General features: G+C 36.2%; 18 protein-coding genes. 9 read left to right on the forward strand and 9 right to left on the reverse strand.

Features of this window, described 5'->3' with window-relative positions; translation table 11 throughout:
- The first annotated feature begins 450 nt into the window (after positions 1–450).
- Positions 451–936 carry a C40 family peptidase gene (locus PB01_RS04435; RefSeq protein ID WP_151699071.1) on the forward strand — a complete coding sequence of 162 codons (486 nt, stop codon included), beginning with the start codon at positions 451–453 and terminating at the stop codon, positions 934–936.
- Between the two features lie 54 nt (positions 937–990).
- Here the strand turns inward: PB01_RS04435 and PB01_RS04440 are convergent, their stop codons facing one another.
- Positions 991–2,073, reverse strand: coding sequence for a CdaR family transcriptional regulator (locus tag PB01_RS04440; RefSeq protein WP_151699072.1), 1,083 nt, complete (start codon positions 2,071–2,073; stop codon positions 991–993).
- A 126-nt stretch (positions 2,074–2,199) separates the two neighbouring features.
- Between PB01_RS04440 and PB01_RS04445 the strand changes: the two genes are divergently transcribed.
- A complete protein-coding gene (locus PB01_RS04445) occupies positions 2,200–3,330 on the forward strand; it encodes a glycerate kinase (RefSeq protein ID WP_151699073.1) in 1,131 nt (376 codons plus the stop codon).
- A gap of 15 nt (positions 3,331–3,345) precedes the next feature.
- Positions 3,346–4,689, forward strand: coding sequence for a GntP family permease (locus tag PB01_RS04450; protein WP_151699074.1), 1,344 nt, complete (start codon positions 3,346–3,348; stop codon positions 4,687–4,689).
- A 95-nt stretch (positions 4,690–4,784) separates the two neighbouring features.
- On the opposite strand, the gene PB01_RS04455 is transcribed toward PB01_RS04450, so the two are convergent.
- Positions 4,785–6,260: an S-layer homology domain-containing protein gene (locus PB01_RS04455; RefSeq protein WP_151699075.1), complete on the reverse strand. Its 1,476-nt coding sequence runs from the start codon at positions 6,258–6,260 to the stop codon at positions 4,785–4,787.
- 84 nt (positions 6,261–6,344) lie between these two features.
- Positions 6,345–7,970, reverse strand: coding sequence for a hypothetical protein (locus PB01_RS04460; RefSeq protein ID WP_151699076.1), 1,626 nt, complete (start codon positions 7,968–7,970; stop codon positions 6,345–6,347).
- 259 nt (positions 7,971–8,229) lie between these two features.
- Between PB01_RS04460 and PB01_RS04465 the strand changes: the two genes are divergently transcribed.
- Positions 8,230–9,300, forward strand: a complete 1,071-nt coding sequence (locus PB01_RS04465) for a branched-chain amino acid aminotransferase (protein ID WP_151699077.1) — start codon at positions 8,230–8,232, stop codon at positions 9,298–9,300.
- Between the two features lie 200 nt (positions 9,301–9,500).
- A complete protein-coding gene (locus PB01_RS04470; RefSeq protein ID WP_151699078.1) occupies positions 9,501–10,298 on the forward strand; it encodes a gamma-glutamyl-gamma-aminobutyrate hydrolase family protein in 798 nt (265 codons plus the stop codon).
- 15 nt (positions 10,299–10,313) lie between these two features.
- Here the strand turns inward: PB01_RS04470 and PB01_RS04475 are convergent, their stop codons facing one another.
- The gene (locus PB01_RS04475; protein ID WP_151699079.1) at positions 10,314–10,919 is read right to left on the reverse strand and encodes a transposase; all 606 of its coding nucleotides are present in this window, start codon (positions 10,917–10,919) and stop codon (positions 10,314–10,316) included.
- A 343-nt stretch (positions 10,920–11,262) separates the two neighbouring features.
- Between PB01_RS04475 and PB01_RS04480 the strand changes: the two genes are divergently transcribed.
- Genes PB01_RS04480 through PB01_RS04490 form a run of 3 tightly spaced genes read left to right on the forward strand, consistent with a single transcriptional unit; the run spans position 11,263 to position 14,465 of the window.
- Positions 11,263–11,970 (forward strand): response regulator transcription factor, encoded by a 708-nt coding sequence (locus PB01_RS04480; RefSeq protein WP_151699080.1) that lies wholly within the window; start codon positions 11,263–11,265, stop codon positions 11,968–11,970.
- Complete coding sequence (locus tag PB01_RS04485; RefSeq protein ID WP_151699081.1) at positions 11,960–13,321, forward strand: sensor histidine kinase; 1,362 nt, start codon at positions 11,960–11,962, stop codon at positions 13,319–13,321. The genes PB01_RS04480 and PB01_RS04485 overlap by 11 nt, the downstream gene beginning before the upstream one ends.
- Before the next feature lie 40 nt (positions 13,322–13,361).
- The gene (locus PB01_RS04490) at positions 13,362–14,465 is read left to right on the forward strand and encodes a PepSY domain-containing protein (RefSeq protein ID WP_151699082.1); all 1,104 of its coding nucleotides are present in this window, start codon (positions 13,362–13,364) and stop codon (positions 14,463–14,465) included.
- A 412-nt stretch (positions 14,466–14,877) separates the two neighbouring features.
- Here PB01_RS04490 and PB01_RS04495 read toward each other — a convergent pair whose 3' ends face one another.
- From PB01_RS04495 to PB01_RS20875, 5 genes are all read right to left on the reverse strand, one after another.
- Positions 14,878–15,858, reverse strand: a complete 981-nt coding sequence (locus PB01_RS04495) for a proline dehydrogenase family protein (protein WP_151699083.1) — start codon at positions 15,856–15,858, stop codon at positions 14,878–14,880.
- Between the two features lie 281 nt (positions 15,859–16,139).
- Positions 16,140–17,252 (reverse strand): o-succinylbenzoate synthase, encoded by a 1,113-nt coding sequence (gene menC / locus PB01_RS04500; protein ID WP_151699084.1) that lies wholly within the window; start codon positions 17,250–17,252, stop codon positions 16,140–16,142.
- A 12-nt stretch (positions 17,253–17,264) separates the two neighbouring features.
- Entirely contained in the window at positions 17,265–18,089 is an 825-nt protein-coding gene (locus tag PB01_RS04505; RefSeq protein ID WP_192797471.1) for a GNAT family N-acetyltransferase, read from the reverse strand.
- A complete protein-coding gene (locus PB01_RS04510) occupies positions 18,073–19,209 on the reverse strand; it encodes a M20 peptidase aminoacylase family protein (RefSeq protein WP_151699085.1) in 1,137 nt (378 codons plus the stop codon). Before PB01_RS04510 ends, PB01_RS04505 begins: the two co-directional genes overlap by 17 nt.
- A 190-nt stretch (positions 19,210–19,399) precedes the next feature.
- The gene (locus PB01_RS20875) at positions 19,400–19,567 is read right to left on the reverse strand and encodes a hypothetical protein (protein ID WP_192797472.1); all 168 of its coding nucleotides are present in this window, start codon (positions 19,565–19,567) and stop codon (positions 19,400–19,402) included.
- Between the two features lie 217 nt (positions 19,568–19,784).
- Here PB01_RS20875 and PB01_RS04515 point away from each other — a divergent pair, with 217 nt between their 5' ends.
- Positions 19,785–19,970 (forward strand): hypothetical protein, encoded by a 186-nt coding sequence (locus tag PB01_RS04515; RefSeq protein ID WP_151699086.1) that lies wholly within the window; start codon positions 19,785–19,787, stop codon positions 19,968–19,970.
- Positions 19,971–20,310: the final 340 nt, after the last annotated feature.

Consider the following 20,310-nt stretch of genomic DNA (forward strand, 5'->3'; position numbering starts at 1 on the left):
GCATCTAATCTCTCATTAAACAAACCTAATACACCAAGTCTCTACATATTCCAAGAGGGCGAAGGACAAACATCGGTCACAAGATTACCGAAAAAAAATAGATAGTGAAGTGATGCGGTCACTACACTATCCATTACTCTAACGGTAATAGTGTAGCAATATTTCGTCCAAAGCACTCTAGAACCGGTGATGACAAAATGCACTAAAAGGACTTTTGCTTTTTTCTCAAAAATATCTGCATTTTAAATAGTAATTATTCAACTTCTACATAAGTATGCATTTTGGATCAAACAAAAATCTCGAATAGTATTAGACGTTTTATGTAATAGTTTTGTTACACAACTGTAAAGCCACTGTGTTTCGGTTCGTGTTAGTATGGGTATAGAGAAATTTTCAAACACAATTTGTTGGAACGTTTTTCAAAAAACAGCTTTTGGAGGAACATGAGATTTGACTTCTTTGTTTAAAAAAATCATTACTATCTTTAGTTTAACTGTAATTTTAGCCGCGGGAACATTTGCAGGAAATACAGAGGCAGCAAGCTCTGTAGCATCGACTCAAATCGTATCAAGTGCGAAAAGTCTAGTAGGAATTAAATATCGTACTGGTGGAACAACGAAGACAGGATTTGACTGTTCAGGATTCGTCGGGTATGTTTACAAGCAACACGGAGTTTATTTACCAAGAACAGCAGCAGGAATGTACAGCACTGGAACATCCGTGAAAAAGTCTAATTTAGCCGTGGGAGACTTAGTTTTCTTTAACACTACAGGTAAAGGTGTATCCCATGTTGGTATGTACATAGGTAGTGGGAAATTTATTCATGCTTCGACATCAAAAGGTGTTCGAGTGGATAAAATAAATGACCCGTATTACTGGGGTTCAAAATACGTTGGAGCTAAAAAAGTAGCGAAGGTAGCAGTTGCAAGAAAATAATAAAAAAGATACAACCGTTTCGGCTAATATGCTGAAACGGTTTTTAAATTCTTTTTATTTTGGAGTATAGCACCACAAAGCAATTTGTAAGACGATGGCATCTTGGAAAACAGATGGATTGTAGCCGGTTAACTCACAAATTTTCTTCAGTCGATACGTCAGTGTATGTCGGTGAATATCCAAGGTCTCCGCACATATTGCAAGTTGTTGGTTACAATTAAAAAATTCTTGTAAAGTTTGAAGTAGTTTCTCGTTTAATTCTTTTAAAACACGATTTGCAAAGTGTTGTGCTTCTTTTGAATTGCGGTTTTTAAATAAAGCATACAGTTCAATCTCTTCGAAATAGGTGATGCTTTTATTTGAAGTTCCCTCTTCTAAAGCAATTTTAGCTGTTTGATAGGCATAATGAACTTCCTCAAGCGAGTGGACGACTTGACCAACTCCAATTGGTAGGGAGCTATATTTCTTTAAATTCGAAACCAGCAAGGAAATTTTATGTTTAAATAATTTTTCGTGTAGACCAGCAATTAGAATGAAATGCTCATTTAATTGATAATGTCCTACTAAGATAGAGTCACCCTGAAAAAAGTATTCAATTCCTTGCAAGATGGACTGATATGATTTAGATTCGGGATTAATTTCTAGCATAATGGCATAAAAAGGCGCTTTATTTAAAAATCCTATTTTATTTATTCGCTCATAGATGACTTTTTGAAGTGGTTGACCACTCATTAATTCTTCAAATACCATTTCTTGCATTTTTCTTTTCCATTCTCTTTCCGATACGATTAGAGCTTGATGAACCATCATTTCGGTTGTGAGTTGAACCAGTGTAGCTATTTCTTCCATTTCATCCGGATCTCCTGTAATTCCTATGATACCGACTAATTCGTTTTGAAAAAATATAGGCAAATTAATACCAGGCTTTGTCCTTGGAAATAAGTGTCTATTTTTTTCCGTAATCCATAAAGGCTTTTTCGTTTCTGCAACGACAACGGCTCCTTCATGTATACTATCTACTCGCAATTCATCTCCGGAGGCAAGTATCATCCCATTTGTTTGAATAACATTAATATTTCGATGCAGTCGTAGCATTGTTTGGTCGACAATTTGTTTGGCAATCTGTTTTGTAATCATATAACCTCCCGAAAGTATAAAAATAGCGGGATTATAATCCAATATTTTTATACTTTAAGTATAATGTAAATCTTCTAAATAGTCACTATACTTCAATGTAAGCGCTTAAGTGAAGGAGGTGTTTACGTGAAAATCATTGTTAGTCCTGATTCTTTTAAAGGTTCGTTAACAGCAACAGAAGCTGCTCAAGAAATTTCTGCAGGAATAAAAGAAATTGACCCCATGATTGAAACTGTCCTATTACCTATAGCTGATGGCGGAGAAGGTACTCTTGAACCACTTATCAATGCTACGAATGGACAAACAGTTTATGTAGCAGTGCATGATCCGATCGGTCGTCCTATTTATGTCGAATATGGCATCCTAGGAGATGGAGAAACATGTGTTATTGAGATGGCGAAAGCATCTGGCTTAACACTACTAAAGGAGCACGAAAAAAATCCGCTCATTGCATCTACGTATGGAACAGGTGAATTAATCCGCCATGCATTGGATAACGGCTATCGAAAGTTTGTCGTTGGTATCGGCGGAAGTGCAACAAATGATGGTGGAACAGGTATGCTTCAAGCTTTGGGAATGAAGTTTCGAAATGGATTAGGTGAGGACATTGCACAAGGAGCAGATGCATTAATTGATTTAGTTGAGATTGACGCACTGAATTTTGATCATCGAATACAGGAATCACACTTTATCATTGCTTGTGATGTGGACAATCCATTTATCGGACCAACTGGAGCTACTGCTATTTTCGGTCCCCAAAAAGGAGTCACTCCAGATTTAGTAGAAAAGTTAGATCGAAATCTATTAAACTTGGCAAATAAAGTGGAAAGCCTAACTGGTATCTCACTTCATGGTCAACCTGGAGCAGGCGCAGCAGGGGGGCTTGGCGGTGCTTTTCTAGCATTTTTTCCAGTTGAATTAAAACCAGGCATAGAAGTAGTCATGAAGGCAATTGACTTTCACCGACAAATAGAAGATGCAGATTTCATATTTACAGGGGAAGGGAAATCAGATCTTCAAACACTTTCTGGTAAGGCGCCAATTGGAATCGCAAACGCTGCAAAAAAGCAGGGCATACCAGTTGTATTAATATCAGGTTTTATTGAACAAGAAAGTATTTCGCAATTATATCCATATTTTTATAGGCTAGCGAGCATTACTGATAGTACTATTTCACAAGAAGTGTCCATGGGGAACGCTGCACATTATTTGCGCTTGAAAACGAAGGAAATGATGAAGTCTATTTTAAAAAAATAAAAAGGGGTGTAACAAATGTTATTTTTTGTGATTTTTCTTGGTGTAGTTTTAGTTGTCGTGGCAACCGCTGTGTTCAAGCTTCATCCATTTTTAGCTTTACTAATTAGTGCGTTCTTTGTTGGTATTGCTTCTGGAATGCCATTACTAACTGTTGTAGAAAATGTAAATACCGGTTTTGGCGGACTCATGACGAATATCGGTCTAGTGATTGTTGCAGGTACAATTATTGGGGTTATATTAGAGAAATCAGGTGCTGCTTATCGTATGGCAGAAGTGGTGCTTCGTGTTCTAGGGGAGAAGCGACCACAGCTTGCGATGTCCATTATCGGATATATCGTTTCCATACCAGTATTTTGTGATTCAGGTTTTATTATTCTATCAAGCTTGAAAAAATCTTTAGCAAAACGTGCAAAAGTGAAAGTCGCTTCCATGACGATTGCTTTATCAACAGGTTTATTTGCAACACATACGCTTGTTCCACCAACTCCAGGTCCGATTGCGGCTGCAGGAAATATTGGAGCATCTGATTATTTAGGAACAATCATCTTAGTAGGATTATTTGTAGCAATTCCAGCAGTTATTGTAGGATATCTTTGGGCAATAAAAGTTGGCACAAAAATTGATGTGGAAGCAGATCATGAAGAAGCACTGGATTATGATGAAGTAATCAAATCTTTCGGTAAAATGCCTTCTACTTTTAAATCGTTTCTTCCAATTATTTTGCCAATCTTGTTAATCGGAATTGGATCTGTAGCTGCACTAACTGGCGATGAATCAGGGTTTACTAATTTTTTGAGATTCCTTGGAGCACCAACTGTAGCCCTGTTATTTGGAGTATTAGCAGCATTTTTATTATTACCTGAAATTAGTGAAAAAACATTGTCTGGATGGATTGGGGAAAGTTTGAAAGAAGCAGCTCCTATTCTGTTAATCACAGGTGCTGGTGGATCATTTGGTACTGTAATTAAAAATTCAGGTGTCGCTGATCAATTGCAACAAATGGACTTAGGAGCACTTGCAAACGGTGCATTATTCTTACTTGTACCATTCCTAATTGCAGCAGCATTAAAAACTGCACAAGGTTCTTCCACAGCAGCACTTGTAATTACATCTTCCTTAATTGCACCAATGTTACCTACTTTAGGTATTGACGGCGCGATGCCACTTGCCCTAGTTGTTATGGCGATTGGAGCAGGTGCGATGACAGTGAGTCACGTAAATGATAGCTATTTCTGGGTCGTTACACAATTCAGCGGAATGAAAGTAACCGATGCATACAAAGCACAAACAATGGCAACCTTACTGCAAGGTGTCACAACAATCATAGTTACCATGATCCTTTGGTTAATATTCGTATAATTACAAATGTGTTACGGGTGCCAGGCACCTGTAACACATTTGTAATATAAAAATCACCTCTGATACTTTTAGGGTATCGGAGGTGATTTTGTTTGTTAGTTAAAGTATAGCATGTCATCACGGTAGTTTTGTTTTAAATCGGATTCAAGGAAGTTTAAGTAACGTACAAGAAGTTGTGATGCTTTTCCTCTAGTTAATACTTCATTTGCGTTAATACGATTTTTCTTGTCTGGCTCAATAAGTCCAAGCTGACTTGCAACGTAAATACTGTCTTTTGCTTCTTTTGGAATTTTATTATCATCGATAAAGTGTGTTTTATACCCAGGACTTGGGGCACGACCTTCCAGTCCTAAAGAGCGAACGATAATGATTGCTGCCTGCGCTCTTGTGATAGAATCCTTTGCACCAAATTTCTTTGCATTAACTGGGCTGACAATGCCTTTATTTAATGCACTTTCGATATATCCATAGTTAGGATCTTTTGGATCTAGGTCTTCAAATAACGCTTTTTTCACGGTATTCTTCTTTGCTGGTTTTTCCTCTAGAACACGTAAATCAACTGCTTTTGCAACACTTATCGTAAATTGATCTTTTTTCATGGCAGCGTCAGGTGAAAAGAAGTTGCTAGATTCATCGAAAATACCAATTGAATATAGTTTTTCAATATTAGGTCTTGACCAGTGATTTGCAATGTCGCGGAATTTTGGAACAATAAGACGCTCTATTTTTGGTGTTTTTTCTTTATTTAAATAAAAGTTACCAATAGTCGGACCAGAATCATGGAGATTACGGAAAGGAATATTGTATGTATATTCAGAAACCATATTGGAGGAGCTAATCACGGCATGACCACCAACAAAACTTGAAAGAGTTGGCGTATGCGGTTCATATTCCAACACTCTAGATTTACTATCAGAAACTTTGCTTGTTACAAATGCAGTACCTTCAGGAGTTTCTATTTCATAGTCTACAAACTGAGTGTCCGTTGAACCCCAGAAGTTTTTATAACCAACATCTCGACCGGTCATATAAACAGTAATTTTGTCATTTAATGTTGTCTTACCGACTTTGAAGCTTTTTAGATAAATTTTTCGAGCAATTACATTTCCTGAATAGTAATCAGTAGCAGGTCGATTATCAATGACCGAGCTTTGTGAAAATTGATAGTCATCCAGTGTATATGTGCTTTTATCAGCCATTGCTATTTTTTCTGTATAACTCTTTACTACTGTATTGGAAGTTGTTTGTCCTTTTGTTTCATAGTTTTTTAAGTCCGAAACGTACACAACGTTGCGTGTTAATTTATCTCCATGTTCACTTGTTAATGTAAATTTATAGGTAGATGTCAATTGGTTTTTACTTTCTTTTTCTGTGAGGGTTGCTTTTCCAGTAAATTTAAGTGGGTAGCCAGCTAAGAAAAATACTTCTTCGTACATATATTCGTCTAGAATTCCCCCGTTAAAATCAGGAACTTTCGCAAATGCGGTTGGAACTGCTAGAGTAATTACTAATAAAATTGGTGCTATTAAAATAGAAAGTCTCTTCATCTGGTGTTTAAATGGAATATTCATTTAGATAGTTCATACCTCTTTCCAGTTTTGATTATCATAATGAAAGGCATGTAAACAAACGATTCACATGCCCACATTTTAACATTAATCGACTAATATAATACGAGCTTTTGAATAGGTTTCATGAATGATAAATAATCGATCATTCTCGTTTACCAGATCTATAGAAATAACTTTACCTTCTTTAATAAAAGTAGTTTGGCTGATATCTAAATTATTAATTGGATTAATAGTTGTCCAATTTCCGTTCTTCCATTGGCTTACATCTTTCAAATCAACATAGGAGTATGATTTAGATTGCAATCGTCCAACTGATACGAAAGGAGCAGGACTACCACTTCCAATTATGTGAGCGGCTACCACATGGTTATCCTTCACATAGAAATAAGCATATTGGTTCGTGCTATACGTAAAGTTCTTAGTGGAACTATTATAATCCTCTACGACAACAGTATCATTACTAATATTCAAATTTGCATAAGAAGTAGCGTACCAAGAATTATTTAAAAGCTTGCTGGCATTCGTTAGTAGTAATCGGTTATAACCAACGTTGCTAATTTGTCCAAAGTACACTTCATGGTTTGACAAGCTTGGACTTTGGAAACCATCGTTTGTAATTTGAATAATATTTGCGTATTGAGATGAACTTCCACCGTTTGTGATTACATATGCATCGCCACTTTCTGATAGTGCACTAGGATCAACTAAACGTCCGTTCCGAATAATGATAGTACCTTTATGATAATAAATACTTCCGGTACTAGAAAGTCTAATCTTTTGTGCAGAAGTATCAACCGAATTCAACTTCTCATGGAGGGTTCGTTCGTTTGATTGCTTAATAATAATTTTTTGAATAACTTCTTTACCTAGTTGATTGATCGTTACATAGTAAACTTCATTATTTACATAGGAACGTAATTGAGATGGATCGATTGTTTTATTTCCTACGTAAATGGGTGTCTTCGCTGTGAATGGTTTCGAAGTAATTCCTTTTGATGCTGAATTGACTAATTGCCAGTCCCAGTTTTGAAAAACTTTCTCATCTTTAACTAGAAGCTTCTTTTGGTTTGCATCTATCTGTTGGATTGTTCCTTTGTATAAATGTTCCACTTGAATCCCTTCGACAATTACTTCAATGGATGCAAGTGTATTAGAATCGAAGTCTGTAAGGTTAAGCTTAACGCGATCACCCTCGAATAAAACACTTAAATCTACCAGTTTCGACTCTTTAAAAACTTGTGTGTCCAGATCCAAATAAAATCTTTTCGATTGCTTATTCTTTAAATTAATCGCGATAAACTTACCATTTTTATCAATTTCATTCACTGTGCCGGTTATATATTCGCCTATTGCATTAGAATTTCCTTGAGGAATATCCGCGAAGCCGCGAAGTTCTGTAACTTTTCCTAAATCTACCGATGCCTGAATCCACATTCCTTCTTTAAATGCATCTATTGTTGTAGAAGTCGAATTAATAAAAAGTGGCGTATATTTATCAATTTTTAATGTAATGGTTTTACCGTTATCATTAATCAATGTAATTTTCGTTAATTTTTTTTCTTTTGTTTTGTCACTTAACACAACTTCTTCATATGTAGCATCCACGAACATTCCATCTACTAGCGTAGACGCATTCGCAGAAAAGGGGATGGAGAAGGTTGTGAACAATAAAATAATAAAAGTGAGTATGTATGTAAAAAACTTCAACAAATTAAAATGCCTCCTGTCTGATGGTATTTTTCTATATACATGTTATATCGGAAGGATATCGGCAATTGTTATATAAATAGGAGAATTCCTTTATTAAATAAATGGTGTCTGCCACCATAAATATAAATGAACGAGATTTTTGAAAAATAATTTTAAAAAGGTATTTCTAATTAATAAAAAAGTAGTATAATTGCATGTAATATATTGCACATAAATATAGTTGCAATAATAACTTTTATTGATAGGGGAAAAGTAAGTCATGAGTAATCTAAAAATTCAAATTACTAGAAACGAAAACAAAAAAGAAAAAGTGCCGGCCGATCAACTGATTTTCGGTAGAACCTTTACGGATCATATGTTTATAGCAGATTATACGGAAGGTATAGGCTGGCATGACCACAGAATTATCCCTTATCAACCAGTTACTTTAGATCCTTCTGCGACTATTTTTCACTATGGGCAAACTGTTTTTGAAGGTATGAAAGCTTATTTGTCAGATGATGGTATTGTTCGTTTATTCCGTCCAGAAGAAAATATGAAACGTATGAATAATTCCTGTGACCGCATGAGCATGGCAAAAATAGATGAAGAACATGCACTTGAGGCACTTAAGCAATTAATAGAGGTTGATAAAGAATGGATTCCTTCTGAACCAGGGACATCCTTATATATTCGTCCATTTATGATTGCAACTGAGTCACATTTAGGCGTTTCAGCTTCTCTTACTTATAGTTTCATCATCATTATGTCTCCTGTTGGTTCTTATTATAAAGAGGGTATTCACCCAGTGAAAATTCTTGTGGAAAGCGAGTATGTTCGTGCTGTTGCAGGAGGTACTGGTACTGCAAAAACTGCGGGAAATTATGCGTCATGCTTAAAAGCACAAGAAGTAGCGGATCTCGGTGGGTATGCACAAGTTCTTTGGTTAGATGGTATTGAACGTAAATATATAGAAGAAGTAGGGAGCATGAATGTGTTCTTCAAAATTGGTGGGGAAGTTGTAACTCCTGCTTTAAATGGTAGTATTTTAGATGGGATAACGCGAAAATCGATTATTCAATTGTTGAAACATTGGGATGTTCCAGTCACGGAGCGTAAAGTTTCAATGGAGGAAATTCGTGAAGCCTACCGAACAGGTAAGTTAGATGAAGCATTTGGAACTGGAACAGCAGCGGTCATTTCTCCAATAGGAGAACTTCGTTGGAAGGGTGAATTATTTTACGTGAATAATGGAGAAACAGGGGAGCTTTCGAAAAAGCTATATGATACATTAACTGGCATTCAAAAGGGGACTGTACAAGATCCATTTGGTTGGGTAGTTGAACTATAAGCATTTGTTTTTTTGGGGCACATATTTTTCATGCGACGAGTAACCGCAGGAGCACAAGTTTGAAGGTGAACAAATATACGCAGAAGCAATTACAAATAGGCATAGTTAATTTGATAGGTTTGTATGCTTCTGATATTCAAGGCCATTTAGAATAGAAAACTTAGGATGTAAACAACTTGGTGATTTTGGGGGAATGGAAAATGAAACCACTTATTGGTATTTGCGCAAACTATTTATCAGATGATGCTATTGGTGTGGAGGTAGGAATTGGAGCTGTCCAGCAAGAATGGCAATTACTTGCAGATGACTATATAGTTGCAATAGAACGTGCTGGAGGGGTGCCAGTAATCCTACCGATAACAAAGGATTTGGAGACGTTAACACCACTTTTGCAAAAGTTAGATGGCATTTTATTCTCGGGAGGATCGGATATCGATCCAAATTATTACGGGGAATACCCTCGATTTGGTTTAGGATTAATTGAGCCAAGACGTGATGATCATGAAGTAAAGCTGGCTCAAAAGATTTTATTTGAAACGCCATTGCCGGTTCTTGGAATATGCCGAGGCATGCAGCTTTTAAACGTGGCAACGGGTGGAACGCTTTATCAAGATTTGGAGTCCCAAAAACCTGAAGGAATGAATCATTCCGTATCTAAAGCGTTAAGACATCACCCATTTCATCCGGTGAAAATTGAGAAAGGGTCTACCCTCTATACTATTTACGAAACAGAGGAAATTGGGGTAAACAGCTTTCACCATCAAGCAGTGAAAGAATTGGGTAAAGGATTTAAAGCTTCAATGACTGCTCCGGACGGAATCGTAGAAGGCATTGAATGGGATCAAGATCGATTTGTTGTAGCGGTACAGTGGCATCCGGAAATGATGGAAGGTCCATTGGCATCAATACGTCCGATTTTCAATGCTTTTGTGCAAGAATGTAAAGTTGCAGCAAATCAAATTCACATTAAAGCTGATACTGCCGAAATTATTGCTTAATATTACGGTCCTCTCTTATGTCAAAACTCCTTGACTTTGAGTGGACTTTTCTTCTTCCATAGGGAGACGGAAGTTTTCACAATAGCTACAGTAATCGCTATCTTTAATTTCAGGATAAGTTGCTATGATAGAAGGAAGTAATTTTGTATTCAAAAATGGATACGGTGATTCTTTTTCCTGTACGTAATACTTATATGAGCTATAACAATAATTCTCCATTTTATCGGCTATGATACCTTTCGTATTAATTGGATTTTGGTGAATATAGCTGCTCACATTCAATAGACTAATTGGGTCTGACACCATGCTAGCAAAATAGCGAGTTTCATATAGTTGTCCATTAAAATTATATTTTCTTTTAAAACACTCCGAATACCTTTTATTCACTATTGACATGATATTTGATAATGGAACTTCTGGAGAACGAATCAGCAGATGATAATGATTATTCATCACGCAATACGCAATAATCGTAAAAGGATATTTTGAATTCGCTTTATAAAGTGCACGGAAAAACAATGCAAAATCCCCATCATTTAAGAATATATTTTGCCGATTATTTCCTCTCATCGTTACATGATAATAAATTTCTGGCTGCCAAATCCTTCTCATTCTTCCCATTCAAACTACACCTCCAACGTATTTCATTCACCATATAACAAAACTATAATTAGCACAATTGTCACATTTTGCTTTTTTCTGCGACAATTTATTTTTGCTAAGTAAAACCGCTCAAAAATACAATTTTCATCATTAAAAACCCTCCAAAATAAAATTTCTAACTTTTCGTCATTTGTCCTAATACGTCGAAATAAGTTCATTCTAAACGCTAGTGAAATTACCGTAAAATGGAACTATCATTACAAGAGTGTTACTGGTGCCTGGCACCAGTAACACTCTTGTAATGATTCAAACCTGGCGTTTGTGTTGTGTGATAGAATAAGGGGAAAAGAGGGGGATTCGGATGAAGGAGCAGGTTTTAATAATTGAGGACGAGGAGAACATTGCACGCGTTTTACAATTGGAGCTGGAGTTCGAAGGATACGAGGTAGAAATCGCGTACACCGGAACAGATGGGCTGATTAAATATAGAGAGAAGATGTGGGATTTAATACTATTGGATTTGATGTTGCCTGGTTTGAATGGACTGGATGTTCTAAGAAGAATAAGAGCGACAGAATCTGATACACCCGTTATTTTATTGACAGCTAAAAGTGGTATAGAAGATAAGGTGGCTGGTCTCGATCTTGGGGCAAATGATTATGTGACGAAACCATTTGAGATTGAAGAGCTGCTTGCGCGTGTTCGTTCCTCCATTCGATTTTCTAAATCCACCTTAACCCCTTTGATAAAGGACAAGAATGTGCATATATTTGAATCGCTCATGTTAAACGAGCAAACCCGTGAGATATGTAGAGATGGCCAATCGATTAATTTGACACCCCGTGAGTATGATTTATTGCTTTATTTGATGAAACATCCTCATCAGGTATTAACGAGAGAACAGCTTTTAGATGCAGTATGGGGTTTTGATTATTACGGAGATACAAATGTTGTGGATGTTTACATACGATATGTTCGAAAAAAAATTGAAGAAAATCAGAAGTCTTCCCTTATTCAAACTATCCGTGGAGTTGGTTATGTTTTGAAGGAGCAAAAGAATGAGGCTTAAAACGAAAATCCACCTATTTTCAACATTTCTTACCCTTTTTATTTTAAGTATGATGAATATAGGGGTTTATTTTATTTTTGAAAAAATGGCTTATGATACAGAATATAACCAACTTAATGCGGAAACTGATGAATTGATCAAGGCATTAAGTAAAATGGAAGTGGAGGAAGATGCCGCCACCATTTTACGGACTTTCATTCCTTCCAAAGGTGCTGTTCGTGTGAATAATAGGAAAGGAGAAACGAAATTGTTCGTTCAAACGGTGGATGATGTGAATAATTATCAACCTAAGTTTGAGGTTGGCGAGCGATATTCAATTGGCATTTTCCAAGGAATACCGATTTTATCTATTAGCAAGCCGGTTATATGGGTGGACGGGGAAGTTAACGAAGTTCAGACAATGAAACTACTAGTAGAAGTAAATAAAAATCTAGATTTTTTGCGGCTTATATTAATTGGAGTTACATTAGCAGGTATGCTAATTATGGCAATTTCCAGTATTATGCTGGGTAAAATAATAACTGGTCCAATTAAAAAGTTAATAAATACGATGTCTCAAAGTCGAGTGTCCGGGAAATATAAAAAAATCTCGGTTCCAGCAAACGGAAAAGATGAAATGGCACAAATGGGGATCGCATTTAATGAAATGATGGAGCAACTGGAACAAAACTATAACAAGCAAGAACAATTTGTTTCAGATGCTTCCCACGAATTAAAAACACCATTAACTGTTATCGAAAGCTATGCAAAATTACTAGCACGGCACGGCTTTCGTAATACGGAGATAGCAAAAGAATCTGTTCAAGCAATTATTAGTGAAACAAGTAGGATGAAAGAAATGATTTCACAAATGCTTTTATTAGCTAAGAGTAATGAGCAATTAGTTCGTTCTATTGAAGTGGTAGATGTTTTTGAACTCGTCGAAACTACGTTACAATCGATGCACACTGCGTATAATAGAAAGTTTTTATTAACAGGGGAAGGTCCCATTTATGCGAACACAGATTTGGAACAATTAAGACAATTGCTTTTTATCCTATTAGATAATGCTCGAAAGTATAGTGAAAAAGAAATTAAAACAACTCTATTAGAAAATGAGTTGGGAACAAAAATTTCTATAATGGATTATGGAAATGGCATTCCCAAAAAAGATTTGGAACATATTTATAACCGTTTTTACCGAGTAGATGAAGACAGAAATAGGAAAACTGGTGGGACTGGCCTTGGTATGGCAATTGCTAAAGACATAGCAACTCGAATTTCTGTAGAACTTACCATTGAAAGTGTAGTAGGTTTTGGTACAACTGTTCACATTTTTATTCCGAAAGATCAAATTCTCAGCAATTTTTAATGTTGGTGAAGTAAGATGTTTTGGAGGGGGGAAAGCGTGAGTGAAATTTTTCAAAAGAAAAGGATTTCTATTCGTTTTTATTGCGATAATAGTGGCTTTTGGGATAGGAATTCTACTGAATATCACACATAATACACAGTCGATATCTGAAAATGAAATCCGCTCCCAACTCGAGCAAATGTACGATGCAGAAGTTGCCGGTGTAACGATGAAACAAGATGTGTACCATGCTGTTATTACAAAAAGCGGGACTTTTTATTTGGTAGAAATGAATGCAGTCACTGGTGATGTATATTCCCTTGAAAAAACGAATGAATTTGACATTGATCAACAAAGCGATGTAAGTAAAGATTCGGCTGAGGGGGTGGAGGAAAACACACTGGAAATTCTAGAACAACCTCTACTGGAAAGCAGCGATGAAACCAACTCCACGGCAAAGGTAGAAACAGTAAAGCTTCCTACGAAAATTGTTATCACCAAAAAATACCAAAATGAAATTATGAAATCAGAAATAAGCCAACCACAAAAATCAGTTGTAATGATTGCTCCAAAAGGTTTAAAATCTATACAGACAAAAGTGGAAGAAAAAGCAACTGAAGAAAAGCAGTTTAAAGAAGAAAAACCAATTAAAGCAGTAATAAAAGATGTTTTAAAGTCAGAGTCATCTAAAACAGACGAAGCAAAAGTAGAAAAAGATGACGTGTCAAACGTGGAACAAATAAAAACAGAAGTTGCTAAAACGGAAATAGTGAAGGAAGAATCCGCACTATTAGAAACTTCCAAAACAGAGGACGCAAAGGCAGAAGAACAACAAACATTACCTATCAAATCTTTAATGATTCAATCGGATGCAAAGAAACCAGATGCGGACTCGAAAAAACCAGATACTGATTCGAAGAATGATAAGGCGCCAACCGTTCTAATCTCAGAAGAACAAGCGATTAAAACTGCTCAACAACAGATTAAAGGTACCGTTGAAAGTAATTCATTTGTTAAAACAAATGAAGGTGGTTACTATTTAATTGTAATGAAAGTGTCCCTATCGGATAGTGATTCAAAAGAAGGCTCAAAAACAAAACAAAGTAAAGCGACTATTCAAGTACATGCTATTTCGGGCAAAATACTTTCTGTTACGTGGGAATAAAAAACTCTCATCAAATTCTAATAAAACTCTATCTGTATTCTCATTAAAGTGGTTTATTATTATATTTACAAGTAAATAGTTTATAAAGTTGATGAACGAGCTTAGAAGGAAGCAAGTTCAGAAAACATTTGAATAATAATAGGGGAATTAATCAACGGCGATTAAAGCGATAACCACAAAGCGAAGTAGACGATAGATTATTACGGCGAAGTAAATAAAACCACCCCTTGAGCGATAACAAGGAAGTGAAGTATAAAACACCTTATTCTACCATTCCCCGTAGAATAAGGTGTTTTTTTATAGATCTTATTATTACAAATTTGTTACGGGTGCCAGGCACTTGTAACAAATTTGTAATAATAAAAAACACTGCGCTGCCATTAATGATTAATGGCCGTGCAGTGTTTCTGTTTTATCGTTTATTTTTACTTCTTTTTGTTATTCTACCAAGTGCGAATGCGCCAGCAGCGATTCCGAGTAGGGTATTTGTGTTTTTATTGAATACTTGTTTAACGACAAGATTTAAGTTTTGTGGACGCTCTGCAAGACGGCGCATGAAGTAACCGTACCAATCTTTACCAAATGGTACGTACGTACAGAAGTTATAGCCTTCTTTTGCAAGTTGTAGTTGCATGTCTGTACGGAATCCGTAAAGCATTTGGAATTCAAATTTATCGTTTGGAATATTGTTATCTTTAATAAATTGTTTAATATGGTTAATCACATTATGATCATGTGTCGCGATAGAAGTAAATTTACCATTTAGTAAATGCCATTCGATTAATTCTACATAGTTTTTGTCGATTTCCTCTTTCGTTTGGTACGCATATTCTAAAGGTTCTTTGTAAGCGCCTTTTACGATACGTAGACGGAAGTTTTTATACTTTTGAATATCTTCTTCTGCACGATAGAAATAAGCTTGGATTACGGTTCCAACATTATCGTAATCTTTGGAAAGCTCGTCCAAAATATCAAAAGAAGGTTGTAAGTGTTTGTTTGATTCCATATCAATATTGATGAATGTACCATATTTATGTGCAATAGCTACGATTTCTTTTAAGTTTTCTAATGCAAAATCATAATCAATATCTAGACCAAGTTGGGATGGCTTCAACGAAATATGAGCATCTACTTGGTTTTCTTCAATTGCTTCGATTACAGCGATGATTTGATTTTTTGCTTCTAAAGCTTCTTCTTTTTCGAAAACAAATTCCCCTAAATTATCAACTGTACATGAGATACCTACAGCATTTAACTTCTTAATACTTTCGATTGTTTCTTTAATATCAGTTCCAGCTACTACATGTTGTGCACCCATTTTTAAACCATATCTTTTTGCTGCACTATTTAATAGTTGGTTTTCGGATAATGTCATAAAAATATCTTTTAACATTGTGATGCTCCCATCTCTTTTTTGAATACCTTATTATATCATAAAAATACCGAGGTAATCATTTGTTAACATTGAAAATGTCATATAAAACTAGCTTATGGATGAAAAGAAACGTTCCTGTCTAAAGCTGTCTTAAAATCTTTATTATCTAAATGTGCACTTCTAAAAGCCCCTACCCGGATGCTACCTGCGCCAAAAGTGCTGACAAGAGCTCCGGGAAAACTACTTGAAGCTTCAGGCTAGTAAATCGATAAAAACCCACCTTGTTAGGTACTTACCAGTCATTCAGATTTAAAATGAAATTGCTCCACTGTATAGCGATCCATGGCTTCTATATTTGGCTCATATCCAATGCCATATGCTTTTGGAACGGTAATATAGCCATCTTCCGCAACTACTTCTGGTGAAATCACGTCTTCTTCCCAATAACGTGAAGAACTTGCAGTATCTCCTGGTAGAATGAAGTTAGGTAAAGTTGTAAGTGCTACATTATGGGCACGTCCAATTCCAGATTCTAGCATTCCTCCACACCAAACAGGAATGCCGTTTGCCATACAAAAGTCATGAATTTTTTTCGATTCAGTTAAACCGCCAACACGTCCAATTTTAATATTAATAATTTTGGTGCTACCAAGTTCAAATGCTTTTCGGGTATCCTCTAATGAAAGAATGCTTTCATCTAAGCAAATTGGTGTTTTCAATTCTTTTTGCAGTTTTGCATGATCAATAATATCGTCCGAAGCAAGCGGTTGCTCAATCATTGTTAAATTAAACTCATCCAGCTGTTTTAACAATTTAATATCATTTAATGTATACGCAGAATTCGCATCTGCCATAAGCGGAACATCTGGAAAGACCTCACGCAGTGCACGAAGTACTTCCACATCATGTCCAGGTTTAATTTTTACTTTCATTCGTTTATAGCCTTCTGCTACATAGCCATGTACTAAGTTTATTAACTCAGCAGCACTTTTTTGGATACCTATACTAATTCCAACTTCAATTTTTTCAGCGGTGCCACCAAGTGCTTCTGCAAGTGTTAGCTTATTTCGTTTCGCATACAAATCCCAAATAGCACCTTCGACTGCTGCTTTTGCCATATTATTTTTGCGAAGAGGAGCAAATAGTTCGCTCACTTCATCTGGATGGTTAAAACCTTTGTCCAATACGAGTGGGATTAAAAAGTCTCTAATTATATGTAAGTTCGTTTCTAGTGTTTCTTCGCTGTACCATGGAGATTGGAATGCAGTTGATTCGCCCCACCCCGTATTTCCTAATTCGTCTGTTGCTTCTAATAATAGGAATTCTTTTACTTGGAAAGTACCGAAGCTTGTAGAGAAGGGGGATTTCATTGTCATGTTCATTTTGCGTATATTCATTTCTTTGATTAACATGAGACTACTCCTTTAATGGAATGGTATTGTGGACTTTTTAACAAACTGATAATAGTTAACTGGTTCGACTGTTTTTCGTACAGATACTAACGTATAGCCTGCTGTAAATAGTTTTTGCATAATTTTTCTTGTTTGCAAGCGCCAGTTTAACGCTAGTTCAGGATCCACCGTCTTTATTTCTTGAATGTTGTGAGGGATTGGTAATTCATACCCTTCTTGTGTAGGTTCGAATAAAAGGGGTTCGACTAACACTGGAAGATTATGCTTCGAAACTTTGATTTGAAAAGGCTGTTCATAAATTAGATTCACTGGCATCCATTTATCTTCCACACGTTCACTCGTAATTCGCCATTCTATTTGTAAACGGTCTGTAGGTAAGCCTGCATTAAGGCCACCCTCCATTTCACCATAACAGTTTTCAATATACGTGTCGACAATACCATATAGTTTCGAAACATTTAAATACGCATTCCTACTCTCTAACGGATCAAAGGTCCAAGTGATAAGCTTGTATCCCATCTCTTTCGCGATTATAAGTTGCGTATCTTTTAACTTTTTACCAATACCGCGCAGCTGATAATCTGGATGAACACCTAACATATGCGAGCATAGATAAACTTCATCATTTTTAAAACCAGCGAAACCATAGGAGAAACCAACTAATTTTTTCATGTCAAATGCACCAATTATAAGTCCGCCATTTTTTACGGCAGTAAGTGTTTGATGTACTGGAATGGATCCCATACCCCAAACTGTCTCCTCTAATTGTTGGACAATACGCATTTCTTCCACTGATTTTAATACTCGAATAGTAATGGTATCACTCAACAGATTCATCTCCTTGAAAAGTAACCATTACGGTACGGGTAAGAATTTCAATACCAGTTAATATACTCTCATGTTTAAATGTCATATTTGGATGATGCAACCCCGGTGTTAAATCGCAACCTAGTCCGAGCATGGTTGCTTTAATAGCAGGTCTTTTTAAAGTGTAAAAATGAAAATCTTCTCCGCCTGGGGTAATAATAGGAGGAATGTAATAGTCTATTCCAATTGTCTCAATTATTGCTTCTTTCATGAATTTCACTGCTCTTTGATGGACTTGCGCAGCAACTATTTCCGTTTCAATATGAAAATCAATTGTAATATTATTTAGAATCGCAACAGATTGAATGGCATGTTCTACTTTACCCATCAACTCATTCATGGCAGCATTCGATTGCGCTCGAATGTCGATACTAAACTCCGCATTTCCAGGTATAATATTTGCGGATTCTCCACCAGCAAGAAATCTTGTTAGTTTTGCCGAATAAGACATCATTGGATCCAAATAAATTGCTTGAATTGCTTGCACTAATTGTGCGCCAACCTCTATAGCATTTACGCCAAGATGTGGCCTTGCACCATGTGCCTCTACACCGTGAATCTTACCACTCACTAGTTTTCCTGCTCCATGTATAATTGCAGGGGAGCAATAGCCATTTCTTAATTCTTGAATCGGCCGGAGATGAACACCATACAAATAGTCCATATCATCTACTAAGCCTTTTTCCACGTAAGAAAGTGCCCCTTGTCCTTTTTCTTCCGCGGGTTGAAATAAAACTTTCAAAGTCCCTTTTTGAGGAACACCCAGTTGCTTCAATAAAAGAAGAGTGCCTATTGCCATTGTCATATGTGCATCATGTCCACAAGAGTGGTTCGCTTTAAATTCACCATCCACTTCTTGCCAAAGTGCATCCATATCCGTTCGAAGACCTACACAAGGCTTCCCACTTCCAATCGTAACGACTAACCCAGTAGTATCATCGAAAGTTTGCACATCAAACCCTTCACTAGCTAACAATTCTTTCAAGTACTTTGTTGTTTCAACTTCTTCCCAGCTTATTTCGGGATAACTATGAAGATGCTCAAAAACTGCTTCCACAATAGGTTTTATTTCTGTTAATGCATCTTTCATCTTCTTTCTTCTTCCTCCTCCAATTGTAAATTACTTGAATTACTTAAATATAATGCTTACTTTTTTGTTGGTATCCTATTTTTTGTTAAGTAATAACGAACATCTCAATTTATCATAATATTCGGCGGAATACAATGAGAGGGGAAAAGCTAAGGTCTATTATTCCATAAAAAAACCCACAAAAGTGGGGTTACTGAGAAGTAGGAGGAACATTTTCTGATTCAATAGAAACTTCCTTTACTTCCTCCTCTTCTAGAATTGGTGCAGGACCTCCCTCTCCAATCATATTAAGGGAAGCGATTAAATCTAAATTCTTTCTCATGGCCATTTCTTCTGGATCAACAGGATTTAAATGCACAAAATCATCTCCTTAACTATTCATCTATAAAAAGCTATTTATGGAAGCACTGGAATGCGAAAATAAAATTTTGGGTATATAAAGTGCCCTAAAAGTGAATTATTGACAACAAATGCGCTGCAAAATGCTATTATGCTAATTTACGATGAATTCTGACAGTTGAGTTAACTTAGGAACTATTTACAATAGTATTTATAAATGAATGGAGGAATGAAGTATGAAACTAAAGTATTTTGTAGAAGTAATGGGTCAAAGTATACAAAAAGTAGAGGAATCTGTAGAACATATGGAGATGCATACGATTGTAACCAAAACGGAACAACATCAAATCATGCAAGCATTACTCGAATTAAGTGAACGAATAAAATGGATTGAAGCATATATGGTGAATAGGCACTATTAAGTGCCTATTCAAGTTGAAATGATAACATCAACATAGTATATGCAATGCCGCGACTGTTGATTATCATATTTTTTCCAACCAATACATTTAGGTTGATATACGAATAGTTTTCCGTCTCACTGTTTATATAATGCGTCTTAGTGACCGCCAGGATTTCCGCTCTAGGTGGACGCTTTCCGAGGGGGGAGCGATGAGCCAGCACCGTCGCATGTGCGCCGTTTGTGCTGTCTCATCTGTCTCCCTGATCCCTTCGGAGTCGCCACCTGCCGCTGCAATCCAGCATATTTGCTAACTATTCCGTGTTACTATTCACTTATTAATCTAAAATTTATTATCTAAA

Source organism: Psychrobacillus glaciei, assembly GCF_008973485.1.
GTDB lineage: Bacteria > Bacillota > Bacilli > Bacillales_A > Planococcaceae > Psychrobacillus > Psychrobacillus glaciei.